Origin of the sequence: Capnocytophaga stomatis (assembly GCF_002302635.1) — a bacterium.
GTDB classification, from domain to species: Bacteria; Bacteroidota; Bacteroidia; order Flavobacteriales; family Flavobacteriaceae; genus Capnocytophaga; species Capnocytophaga stomatis.
Window position 1 is genome coordinate 964,547 of sequence record NZ_CP022387.1, and the last position, 13,186, is coordinate 977,732.

Annotated in this window: 8 protein-coding genes; 1 reads left to right on the forward strand and 7 read right to left on the reverse strand. The window is 38.5% G+C overall.

The window, feature by feature from the left end:
• Positions 1-73 precede the first annotated feature (73 nt).
• Positions 74-1,198: a formimidoylglutamase gene (locus CGC58_RS04260; protein WP_095895280.1), complete on the forward strand. Its 1,125-nt coding sequence runs from the start codon at positions 74-76 to the stop codon at positions 1,196-1,198.
• A gap of 29 nt (positions 1,199-1,227) precedes the next feature.
• Here the strand turns inward: CGC58_RS04260 and CGC58_RS04265 are convergent, their stop codons facing one another.
• The 7 genes from CGC58_RS04265 to fucK all read right to left on the reverse strand — a co-directional run bounded on the left by CGC58_RS04265 (position 1,228) and on the right by fucK (position 13,150).
• On the reverse strand, positions 1,228-2,679 hold the full coding sequence (locus tag CGC58_RS04265; protein ID WP_095895282.1) for a sensor histidine kinase: 1,452 nt from the start codon (positions 2,677-2,679) through the stop codon (positions 1,228-1,230).
• A gap of 29 nt (positions 2,680-2,708) precedes the next feature.
• The gene (locus tag CGC58_RS04270) at positions 2,709-3,068 is read right to left on the reverse strand and encodes an SPOR domain-containing protein (RefSeq protein ID WP_095895283.1); all 360 of its coding nucleotides are present in this window, start codon (positions 3,066-3,068) and stop codon (positions 2,709-2,711) included.
• Positions 3,069-3,257: 189 nt separating this feature from the next.
• A complete protein-coding gene (gene fucP, locus CGC58_RS04275; RefSeq protein WP_095895285.1) occupies positions 3,258-4,553 on the reverse strand; it encodes an L-fucose:H+ symporter permease in 1,296 nt (431 codons plus the stop codon).
• A 132-nt stretch (positions 4,554-4,685) separates the two neighbouring features.
• Positions 4,686-6,365, reverse strand: coding sequence for a RagB/SusD family nutrient uptake outer membrane protein (locus CGC58_RS04280; RefSeq protein WP_095897111.1), 1,680 nt, complete (start codon positions 6,363-6,365; stop codon positions 4,686-4,688).
• A 22-nt stretch (positions 6,366-6,387) separates the two neighbouring features.
• A complete protein-coding gene (locus tag CGC58_RS04285) occupies positions 6,388-9,537 on the reverse strand; it encodes a SusC/RagA family TonB-linked outer membrane protein (RefSeq protein ID WP_198540754.1) in 3,150 nt (1,049 codons plus the stop codon).
• A gap of 394 nt (positions 9,538-9,931) precedes the next feature.
• The gene (locus CGC58_RS04290) at positions 9,932-11,716 is read right to left on the reverse strand and encodes an L-fucose isomerase (protein WP_095895287.1); all 1,785 of its coding nucleotides are present in this window, start codon (positions 11,714-11,716) and stop codon (positions 9,932-9,934) included.
• Positions 11,717-11,743: 27 nt separating this feature from the next.
• Positions 11,744-13,150, reverse strand: coding sequence for an L-fuculokinase (fucK, locus tag CGC58_RS04295; protein WP_095895289.1), 1,407 nt, complete (start codon positions 13,148-13,150; stop codon positions 11,744-11,746).
• Between the last annotated feature and the right edge of the window lie 36 nt (positions 13,151-13,186).

Consider the following 13,186-nt stretch of genomic DNA (forward strand, 5'->3'; position numbering starts at 1 on the left):
TCAGACTTTTATCATTTTTCGTAGAAAACGATTTTCAAAACATAACTGATAACTAATTTTTTAACACGTAAAGATGCCATTATTTTATTTACAACCTATTTCAGATTCAATTACTTCGCAAACGTATAGACAGCAACAGATTGGTTTTCAGATAAAAAAATATCTTCTGGAAGATGGATTACCTGATTTGGAAGGAGTAAAAATAGCTCTTTTCTGCATTGAAAGCCACACCCGAAAAATGACAGATTTTCGGAAGAAATTGTATTCACTTTATGTAGGAAATTGGAATTTTACAATGGCAGATTTAGGAAATCTGATAGAAAGTCCGTCGGAAAAAGACACGTATTTTGCTATTAGAGAGATGGTTAGTTATCTGACAAAAAAAGGAATCACTTCAATTGTAGTTGGAGGCGAACAGCACTTGACATATGCTTTATACCGAAGTTTTGACGATTTGGAACAAATGGTAAATTTGGTGAGTGTCGATGCAAAATTTGATTTCAACGATGAAGAAGAACTTTTTTCCGAAAATTCTTATTTTAGCAGAATTTTAACTGAAACTCCAAATAACTTATTCGATTTCACTAATTTAGGGTATCAATCTTACTACGTGGCACAAGAAGAATTGGATTTGCTTGACAAAATGTGTTTCGATGCTCACCGATTAGGAAATGTAGTGAATGACCTCCCATCAATAGAACCTGCAATGCGTGATGCAGACCTTGTGAGCGTGGATATGACAAGCGTTCAGGCTCGTGATATTAATAGTGAAACGGGCTATGTAAACGGATTTTCGAATCGTGAAATTTGCACCATTTCTCGTTATGTAGGCATTAGTAACAACGTGCAAGTTTACGGAATTTTTGATATTCCACAAACAGAATTAGCCTCGGAATTAGTAGCTGAAATGATTTGGTACTTCAATGAAGGATACAACTTCAGAATCAAAGAATTACCCATCGTAAATGACGACAATTACACAAAATATATCGTCCCGATTGATGATGTTCAAATTGAATTTTTCAAAAGCAATGCCACTGGACGTTGGTGGATGAAACCCGGAAGCGATAAATTTTCAGGACATCAGAATCATTTGCCTTTGGGATTAATGCCTTGCAATCAAAAAGAATATATTGAGGCTACTCAAGGAACTATCCCTGAAAGATGGTGGAAATCTTACAGAAAATCAATGCAATAGAAAGAATTAAAATTAATTGGAAAAAAAATCTAACTTTCCTCACTTTTCAATCGAACAGTAAATGTGCTTCCCTCCCCTTCTTTGGAAGTCAGGGAAATTGTTCCGTTATAGGACGAAACGATGCTTTTTACCATTGCAAGCCCCAAACCACTTCCCGTAGATTTTGTAGTAAATTTGGGTTCAAAAATTTTGTCCATATTTTCGGCAGAAATACCAACTCCGTTATCACTTACGGATAATTCAACAAAATTATTTGATTTGGTCAAAGAAACCAGAATGTTTCTATTCAACTGTCCTTCAGTTGCTTGCAAGGCATTTTTCACCAAATTAGTTACAACACGTCCCATTTGGTCTTTATCAAATAAAACGGTGATTTCTTTTTCTGCACAAACGAACGTAATATACTTAGAATCAAAAATATCCAGCGTTCGTTTAACAATCGGGATGATATTGAAATATTCATCATTTTTATCCGGCATATTGGTTAAAGCTGAAAAAGCCGTTGATATATTACTCAGAATATCAATCTGTTGAATCATTGATTCGCAAAATTCATTTACTTCTTCACTATTTTCAGGTTGTTTTCCAAATTTCCGCTGAAAACTTTGTACCGAAAGCCGCATTGGAGTAAGCGGATTTTTTATTTCGTGAGCCACTTGTTTTGCCATTTCCCGCCACGCTTGCTCTCGTTCGGACTTGGCTAACAGCACTTTACTGTTTTCAATTTCGTCAATCATACTGTTATAAGCCCCTACTAATTGCCCTATTTCTGTACTTGGTGATTTTAATATGATTTTTTCATTTCGTTCCAAAAGCCGAGTTCGCTCAAGCCTTTTCTCAATGGTTTTCAACGACTTAGTTATATAAGAAGAAATAAAATATGCCAAAACCAATGCTAAAACCAACAATGAAAAATACACCATAGAAAGATTATATAAAGACCCTTCCAAAGCTCTTTCATTGAATGTATCATTTTCAAAATAAGGAATATTTAAAATAGCTATTGGCTTGAATTGCAAGTCATTAACATATCCATACGAAGTTTGATAGCCCCTGCCTTCCAGCTCTTTATGTTCCGAAAAACGCTTATCAATATCCGTTGCGAGTTTCTGCAAAATATCCTTTGAAATTTTCAAAGTGTCTTTGTTATCGCCAAGTACCGCACGCGAACTTTTCAGAAGATTTCCGTTTAGGTCATATAAATCAAAATTTACGTTTAAAATATTAGCAATATTATATATTGATTCCCTGAAAATCAATGAAATATATGAAGTTTCAACCGGATATGTAGTTTGTGAGAGAACGTAGTGAATTTGTGTTTTAATTTGGCTTTCTTTGTCAATTAGTCGCTCATCGTGGTACTCAACCGCCTGCTTTTGATATTGAAGAATCATCACCACGGCAATCGTAGCGAAAGCAATCAATATCAAAAAGGTCATACTCAAGAAGATACGTAACCGAAGCGAATTTTTCTTAAACATAGCCAAACCCTCAGATTTTCACTCCAAAACTATTTTTTAGGAGCCATTACAAAAGCAGCCGGATATACTTTTTTTACTTCAACTAAGTGTTTTTCAGCCTCAAGACGGGTTCTGAAACTTCCAATTCGGATTTTGTAATTTGGAGTTTCAAAAATTAGCTGAGAAGGATATTGCTTTAATTGTTCCTTGACCTTTGCCAAAGCTTCGTTAGCTCCTGCAATGTTTCCGTTATAAATTTGTATCTGATAGGCACTTTCATTTTTAGCAACTTCTTTTTTTAGTTCCATCAATTCAGAAATATTATTTTCCTGATTAATAGTTACTTGCGAATACAACGAAGAAACCACAAACGAAAAAACAAATCCTAAAACAATTTGCAAACGAACCATAAATTTTCTTTATTTTGATGAATAGAAGGCAAAAATAGTGATTTTAAGGCAAAAGACAAATTATTTTCTCATTAATACAATTTGCTTTGCGAGAAAGAATTAGAAGAAAAATAATTTCTTGAAAAATGAAAAAATCCCTACGAAAGAAAATTTCATAGAGATTTTTGCAATAAAAAACAATTAAAAGTATTATGAGCCTAATTTTTCATTATGATACACTCGGAATCCGTAAATTCCTATAATCAAAAAGCACAACAGCGGAAGCACAAAAGAGACATTTACAGCCGCAAAATTTCCAATTCTTTCCAAATCAATGATACTTCCTTGCAAAGGAGGCATTAACGCACCTCCCACAATAGCCATAACCAAGCCCGCAGCTCCCAATCCTGTGTCTTTACCTGTTTTTTCAAGAGCTAGTCCGTAAATCGTAGGGAACATCAGCGACATAAATCCTGAGGTGAGAATCAAGCAATACAAGCCCAACATTCCTTCAATAAAAATAACACCTAAAATAGAAACAAATCCGCCGATGGCAAAAATAGTGAGCATAAACGAAGCCTTTACGTATTTCATTAAAAAGGTGCTGACAAATCGTGAAGAGAGAAAAATAGCCATCGCTAAAATATTGTATCTCTGAGCAGTAGCTTTATCCAAACCGATATTTTCAGCATACTGGATAATAAACGTCCAACACATAATTTGTGCCGCCACATAAAAAACCTGAGCAATAACTCCTTCACGATACACCCTATTTTTTGATAATCGCTTAAGACTTCCTAAGAAATCTATTTTTTCACTAACTTTCTGGCGTGTTTCGGGCATTTTTGCTAAAGCTATGACAATGAGCATCAACAAAACAAAAAATCCGAGAAGAATATAAGGCTGGCTGATGATGCCCAAGTCGTGGGTTCGGATTGACATTTTTTCCGCTTGAGGCAAAGTTTCAAATATCAGATTTCCAGCACTATCACGCTTATCTGATTCCAAGTTAGAAAGAACAAAATTTGAAGCTACGAACATTCCTAAAAGCGAACCCATTGGGTTGAATGCCTGTGCCAAATTCAGCCTTCGAGTAGCAGTGACTTCGCTTCCCATTGAAAGAATATAAGGATTTGCTGTGGTTTCCAAAAAGGCAAGCCCGAAAGTTAAAATATAAAGAGAAATTAGGAAGAAAGAGAATTCTTGCCACTGTGCCGCCGGATAAAACAACAATGCCCCAACGGAATACAGCAACAACCCTAATAAAATTCCTTTTTTATAACTGTACTTTTGTGCGAAAATCGCAGCAGGAATTGCCATTGTTCCGTAGCCTCCATAAAATGCAAACTGAATAAGGGCGGCTTTACTCACCGGAATTTCCATTACTGTCTGGAACGCAGCCACCATTGGGTTGGTAATGTCGTTAGCAAATCCCCAAAGAGCGAACAAACTCGTTATAAGTACAAAGGGGAATATGTACTTTCTTTCAACAATTTTTGGTTTCATATGGTTGGTATTTAATGGGGTAAAGTTACGATTTTTTTCAAAGATTTTCAAAGGTTTTTGAAAGAAAAAGGGATTAACTGTCGCTAATCCCTTTTCGTATGCAATGAAAATTCGCTTGTTTAAAATTGATTATTACCAACCTGGGTTCTGCTCGTACCCAACCAATTTTAACTCATCTGTTGGTATGGGGTATAGGTACATTTTGTCGTCCCAAGTGCGTCCGTTAGGAAATGCTGGATAAACAATCCGATATTTTTGGTCGTCAACAGGAAGTTGACTAACGGCAGGGCTATTATACTCCGCTTTCAACTCATCTGTTAATTTCATTCCTTTTATAGTTTTCGGATTGTTAAGCAGTTTTCCAGCCTTCCAACGTAAGATGTCATTAAATCGGAAACCTTCTCCTACAAGCTCTACACGACGCTCTCTGCGTATTTCGTAAAGAATGGGAGCTACGTCATACCCATAATCACTGGCATTAGTGTCTGCTGCTACTCCCATTGTCAGGTGTGGCATAGCCACTCGGTCTCTGATTTTGTTGATAGTTCTATCCAAATCAGCTTGTGACAATGTACCCAATTCGTACTTGGCTTCGGCGTAGTTTAACAATACTTCCGCATATCGAAAGATGAACATATCCGTATCACTACTGTACGCCTCTTCCTGTTTTGGATCGCTTGACATTCCTTTGATAAACCAATACCCTGTGGTAGTTACTGGTGTGCCTATTTCTGGGAGATTTACAATCACTGGCGGGGTAGAACTCGTTTTTACGAACCCTGGTGTGGCTACGGTTTGTGCATAGCGTGGATCTCTGTTTTCAGCTTCTTTGCTTGGGGTGCTGTCGTCATAGGTATAAGAGGTAGTACTAATTGGTTTTCCATCTTTAAAGAGGTAGTACTCCATAAAATCCTTGCTACATCCGTTGTTAGAGCCTTTGGCTGAACGGCTATATTCGTGTCTTCCAGTTTCAACAGCACGCAGATAATGTCTGTGGAATATAGCTTCTTTATTGCCTGCCAAATTATCCTGAATGAATAAATTGCGATAATCCTCATTTGGCTTTCCTGTGGAATAGATTTCATATCCTTTTGTCATCAGTTTTTCACTGGCATCAACGGCTGCTTCCAAAAATACACGCTCATCACCTAAATTGTGATACTTACGGAAAGTACCTTCCCAAAGTGCAATTCTTGATTTGAGAGCAAGGGCAGCATCTTTGTGTAACCTTCCTGCCTCTGCATTTGCCTTTTCGGGCAGATGCTCAATAGCAAAATCAAGGTCTTTCAAAACTTCGTCCATCACTTTTTTGTGAGGTTCTCTTGGACCATATATTTCAGGTGAGGCATCACCTACTTTTTTGAGTATTAACGGCACATCACCAAAGCGAACTACTTTTTCCCAATAGTATAACGCCCTGAAAAAACGAACCTCTGCCGCATATTTTTCTTTGGTTGTCCCTGGAACTTTTTGGTAATTTTCTAAAAAGAAATTACAATTTCGTATGCCATTCCAAGCACCTGTGTCCCAACCTCCTCCTGATGAGGGAACTGTGTATGTCCCAAATAAAAAGTCATCAGGACTATTAGGTACCATATTATCCGACTGTACATCTCTATGTTGTAAGATGCTCAAAGGCAAGCTTCCGTAGAATCGGTTAGCAAAAAAACTCAATTCTTGTTCTGTTTTAAAATAGGAAGGCTCGGTAAACGCATCAGGAGGAAACTTGTCCAAAAAATCATCGTTTTTACAAGAAACGATTGTCAGCACAGCCGATAATCCTATTGCGATATGTTTAATTTTATTCTTCATTGTTTTGTTCTTTTTAAAATTATTAGAATCGTGCTTGTACCCCAAAGGTAAATACTCTGTTAAGTGGGTAAATCTGATTAAGCAATTCAGGGTCGTATGATTTTATGAGTTTGGTAAATTCCATTACATTTTCTCCTGTTACATAAACCCTCAAATTACTCATTCCAATGGCTTGCATTACGTCCTTAGGCAAGGTGTAACCCAATGTGATTTGTTTTACACGTAAGTAAGAAGCATCTTGCAAGTAGCGTGTAGAGGTTTGGAAGTTTCCTCCCCCGAAACGTTGTCTTGGGAAGTAAGCATTTGGGGTTTCAGGTGTCCAATAATCCAATTGCTCGGTAGTAGGTACTGCCCATTGGTTGGTAAAGCCCCAAAAATAAGTGCCACCCAAAGCATAATCTCTTTTTGCCGTACCTTGTAAGAATAACGAAAAATCGAATCCTTTGTAATTAGCTCCCATATTTACCCCGAAAGTGTAACGTGAACGGTTGTTTCCTATAATGCTCATATCACCAGGATTATCTAAGGTATTATCTCCATTATTGATTTTTCCATCACCATTCAAATCCTCAAATTTTACGTCACCAGCCAACCATTTGTAACCGGCCAATTTTTTCTTATCAAGTTTAGCGGCATCTTCATCGGTTTGGTACAAACCATTAGAGGTATATCCCCATATTTCTCCAATTTCTCTACCAACATAATATTGATTTATATTTCCTGTTGGGTTCAAATCAAATTTGGTAATGAATGAACGACTATCTGCCAAATTGAAACTTATATTATAACTAAAATCTTCGGAAACTCGGTCTTTCCAGCCGATGGAAAACTCAAATCCTTTGGTTTCCAAATCGGCAGCATTTCGCTGTGGAGACCCTGTTCCCAACACTTTGGGCAAAGGAACTCCGTTCACCAACATTCCTTTAGTATTTCGGATATAATAGTCAAACGAACCTGATAAGCGGTTGTTAAAGAAGCCGTAATCTACCCCTATGTTACGCGTTTCTACGGTTTCCCAAGTAAAGTTATCGCTCACTAATCCAGGAGCATTTACGTAAGGAAGTCCTGCATTGCCGAACAGATAGCCTGTTTGTGCTCCATAGCCCATTGTTGCCAAATACGGGTAATTTCCTCCCACATATTGGTTGGGTAAATCACCGTAGGACACACGGAATTTCAAATCACTTACTACTTTGGTTAGAGGCTCAAAAAATCCTTCCTTAGAAATACGCCAACCCAACGAAGCCGAAGGGCTGAATACATATCTGTTATTTTTGCTGAATTTGGAAGAACCGTCATAACGCCCGTTGATTTCTAACAGATATTTTTCAGCAAATACGTAGTTCAAACGGAAGAAAGAACCTATCAAAGCCCAGTCAGAAATTCCACTACCTACGCCAGGTTTATCATCGTTGTTTAGTTTCAGGTACGGATAATCTTGATTGATGAGGTTTTTCACACTTACCCAAAAAGATTCGTTGTGTTTTTCTTCTTGGCTATACCCTACCATTGCTTTGAAATAGTGTTTTTCAGCAAAGGTGTTTTCGTACTGTGCATAAATGTTAGCTGCTTTGTAGATATCTTGGCTGCTACTTTCATCTACTCGGGAAGTATTGGTGTGTGGGAAGAAGCCCAAATCAGCAGCCTTTGTAGGGTCAAAAATACTAACACCATCGGTAGGTGCTCCGTATTCTTTGAAACGTTTTACGTTTGTTTTACTATTGTTTCTATACGAATTCCAAGTATAGTCCCCTACCACTTTTACGTTTTTAATGGGTTTGAATACAAAATTTCCTGTTACCCATATATCATCAGAAGCGTACTTTTCTCTTCCTCCTGTGGCAATCATCGCGAACGGATTGGTAAAACTACCTTGTCCTGAGAAATTTCCGTCAGGGTGACGCACTGGCATCAAAGGTTTTAAATCACTTGCAAAACGTTCTGTTTCAACACCATTACGCCCGTTTGAAGTCTGGTCGTTTTGTTTGCGATTTAGGCTTGTTTTAACTCCAAGAGTAAGCCACTTGGTAACATCAGTAGTTAGCCCGAGATTTAAATTGTAACGATTAAATTTTTGATTAGACACTTTGAAAAGTCCTTGTTGTTCGAACATTCCAACAGAGGCGATATAAGTAGTTTTTTCTGAGCCTCCTGAAAGAGAAATGTTGTGTTGCGATTGCGGAGCCCAACCAGGGTACATTTCCTCAATCCAATCGGTATTGCCTACATAACGGTATTTTCGCGGATTGGTAGGGTCAATATACACCGCATTTTCAGGACGTGGGTCAGCCATATATTTTTTTACCCTGTCAATGTCTTCTTGTCCAAAGCCTTGGCTTCCGCTCGCCCCTCCTGTAAGCCTTCCAACTTCATCGGCTTGTATATACATCGTTAAATATTCTAACGAATTTACCAATTTAGGCAAACGTGTAGGGCGTGTAAGCGAATAATTTGTGGAGATGTCCACTTGAAGCGGAGCTCCTTTTTTTCCTTGTTTGGTAGTGATAAGCACTACCCCAAAAGCGGCACGCCCCCCATAGATAGCTGCCGAAGCGGCATCTTTAAGTACGGTTACATTCTCTACGTCATTCGGGTTAATTTGATTAGGATCCATTTGCACTCCATCAACAAGTACTAAGGGATTTCCGCCATTGATGGAAGTAAAACCGCGAATATTGAAATTGGCACCTGTTCCTGGACGACCATTACCCACTCCGATATTTAAGTTAGGGACTAATCCTTGTAACCCTTGTCCGATGGTAGTGAGCGGACGGCTTTCTAATACTTTTGCATCAACGGTTGCCACCGCTCCCGTTAAATTCTCTTTTTTCTGTGTTCCGTACCCAACCACTACCACATCATCGAGTTGTTGGGCGTCTTCTTTTAGTAAGAAGTTGATAATTAATGATTTACCCCCCCCTTCCGTTACTTTTTTGGTTTGGGTTTGAAAGCCAATGAACGAGACTTCGAGTACATCGCCTTGTTTGGCTTGGATTTCATAGTTTCCATCGAAATCGGAACTCACTCCGCTTGTAGTCCCTTTTACCACGATGCTAGCACCAGGCAGCGGACTGTTGTTTTCATCGGTAACCTTTCCAGTTACCTTTACCTGTGCTGACAGTGGCAACGCCAAGAGCATCAGCACAAATGTTGCAAATAATTGTTTAAACATACTTTGGTTATTTTAAAAATTGTTGTTAATATAGTTCTATAATATTGATTCACTCTCTCAAAATGTTAAAAATAGATATTTTCACAAACATTTTTTACATTAAATTTTTAAATAATTATGATTTAATTCACTTATCACTATCAACTCTAAAAAATTTGAAAACAAATAATTTTAAAATCGCACAAATCTACAAAAACGAAATCTATTTTTCAAAAAATTTAATACTTAATTCTTCCGAAATATTTTTAAATACAATCTATTACTTTCGAATTACTTTTCCTATATCCGATTCTTTTCTAAGGTTTTGCCTTTAACAACAAGAAAACCCATTGAATATCAACAAATAAAAAACCTTATCAAAGCTTTTTCACTCTGACAAGGTTTCGTATTTCATCTATTTATATAGTGCTCCGTAAGTTTGACAGGCACGATAGTCCGAACCTTCTTTGTCCATTCCAAAGCCACTCCACGCTGACGGACGGAAAATATCTTTATCGGCAATATTATGCATCTGAATTGGAATACGAAGCATTGACGCCAACGTAATCAAGTCAGCCCCGATATGTCCGTAACAAATAGCTCCGTGATTTGCACCCCAATATGCCATCACAGAATATACATCTTTGAAATTATCCTTAGTTGGATCTAAACGCGGAACAAACCAAGTTGTAGGCCACGTTTGGTTGGTGCGTTCGTCAAGTACTTTATGAATTTCATCAGGAATATCCACAGTCCAACCTTCAGCTATTTGTAATACAGGCCCGATTCCTTTTATTAAATTGAGTCGGCACATCGTCACTGGTATTTCTCCGACGGTTTTAAACTGTGAGGAATAACCTCCGCCGCGGAAATATTCGTGGTCAGCTTGAGGCCAAAGCGTATTTTCCAAGCACGCCTGAACATCTTTTTCTGTTACTTCCCAATATGGTTTCATTGTATTTTTTCCATCGGAAGTAAGCATTCTGCCCGTTGCATCCAAAGTGGTTGACCCTGAATTAATAAGGTGAATAATACCGTCTTTAGCTTTTCCTGTTAGCTTTTTGCCTGTTACACGCTCTACTGCCTCAGGACTCCAATAAGTACGAACATCTGAGAATATTTGTGCCGTTCCGGTTAATAAGTGTCCGAAAAGCATTGAAATTCCGTTAAGACAGTCATTCTCAGTCGCTACCACAAATGCCTGACGGATGCCGTTCCAATCGAAAGATGAATTAAGAATGGCTTCTGCAAAATCGCCATTTGGCAAATAGTCCGTCCATTGGCGTTGTCCTTGAAAGCCCGATACGATAGCATTTCGCCCGTGTGATTCCTCTCCAAAGCCCATTTCTTTTAGTTTTGGGTTGCCGATCATCATATCACGAATGATAATGGTCATTTTTACTACCATTTCCCATTCGTACTCCTTACGTTTGTCGTCAATTTTGTTATGAGGTTTGTTGATGTCAATTCCTTCTTTGCAATGTTTTTTTGTCCATTCCATTGCTTTTTTGTATTCCTCTTGGTCAAAAATACCTTCATCAATACGACGCAAAATTTCAGTCATATCGACAAACTCTGTTCGGATTCCGAAATAATCTTGCAGAAAATGAATGTCCACCATTGAACCAGCAATTCCCATAGAGGAGTAACCGAGTGAAAGGTACGATTTTCCTTTCATATACGCCACAGCAATTCCCGCTTTGGCAAATCGGAGGATTTTTTCCTGTACATCTTCAGGAATAGAAGTATCGTTTGCATCTTGCACTTCGTGTCCGTAAATTCCAAATGCAGGCAATCCTTTTTGCGAATAGCCAGCCAATGCAGCAGCAAGATACACAGCTCCAGGTCTTTCCGTTCCGTTAAAGCCCCAAACAGCTTTCGGGATAAGCGGGTCAGTATCCATAACTTCCGTTCCGTAACACCAGCAAGGGGTTACAGTTAGCGACACGCCCACTCCTTCACGCTGGAACTTATCGGCACACATTGCAGCCTCGGCAACACCCCCGATGGTTGTATCAGCAATAACGCATTCCACTTTTTGCCCATTCGGGAAACGTAAATTTTCTTCGATAAGTTTGGCAGCAGCCTGTGCCATTTTCATTGTTTGCACTTCGAGTGACTCGCGTACGCCTCGCTCGCGTCCGTCAATTACCGGACGGATTCCAATTTTGGGCAAACGCCCTATCAATCGTTCTTTCATAGTCAGTTATTCTTTTTAAATATAATTTTATTTATTGGGATAAAAAATGTTACTCTCTTTTATAGTTTGTTGTGCTTCTTTTATAGATTTAAAAAATCCTGCAGAAGTAAATACATAGAAAGACGCTCCAAGAACGGTAGTTTCCTTCTGTTCGATAACTTTAACGGGAATACCGCAAACATCAGCACGAATTTGATTCCACAAAGCATTTTTTGAACCTCCTCCTACGCAAATGATAGATTCGGCTTTAAAATTACCCGCTTTTTCAACAGAATTCAACGCTTCTTTTAATTTAAAAGCTAAGGCTTCCAATGCTGCTCGGTAAATATGCCCACGAGTAGTGTGCAAGGTAAGCCCTTCGATACTTCCGCCAGAAGCACCTTGTGTAGCGTAAAAATCAGGATTTAACTTCACTCCTTCAACTCCTTGAGGAATTTGTGAAGCCTCACGAATCATTGTTTCATAACACTCTGAACCAGATAAGCTTCCGTAGAAATTTCGTTTTATCCATTCAAGCATTCCTGAAGCAATGTAATTCACTCCGATATTATATTTTCCTTTTTCGGCATCAAATTCGGTGGTAATTCCCAAATCCAACTCACGAGGAGTAGAAGTGGCTTTTTCACTTCGGGTCATCAAAATTTCCCAAGTTCCTGAACTTAGCACAGGCTGGTTAATATCCGCTCCTGACCCGATGATGGCAAATTGCGTATCGTGCCCTGCAAGATATACAGGAGTTCCCTCAGGAAGCCCGGTTTCTTTTGAAGCAGAAGAAGTTACCTTCCCTACAACATCGCCCGATGCCCCTACTTTTCCAAAAATAGCTGGAGAAATCTGTAATTTTTCAAAGATTTTTTCCGAAAAATTTTGACTTGCTACACTTGTCAGCATCGAAGTTCCCATCATTGTATTGTCATTGCACTTGGCTCCTGTAAGTCTCATATTAAGAAGTGAAGGCATAAATAGAAATACTTCGGTTTGGTCAATAATCTCAGGACGATTTTCCTTGAACCAAATCAGTTTGTTTATGGTGTTGAAATTATACGGAAATACTCCTGATTCAGTATATAGTTCATCTACAGGAAGATACTTACTTATATTATCTAAAATAGGTATTGTTCTGGGACATTGCCACGATATGATGGGATACAATAATTTTCCTTCTGCATCAACAAAAGCCCCATCAACACCGAAAGTAGTGGTGGTGACTCCAACAATGCGATTAGGATCAATTTGGCTTGTTACTGATTTACAAGCTCGAAGCAATTTGTTCCAAATGGCATCAAAATCCCAAATCCGCCCCTCGGGGTAGTTAGGATCTGTCTCCGTTTGGTTCGGGTAGGACTGCAAAGCCTCGATTTCGCCTTGCATATTAATCGCCACTACCCGAACGTTAGTTGCTCCACAATCAAAGATGATAGCTAACGGATTCATTGGTAAATTTGTTTTTTGGTTGTTGGTAATTTGGTT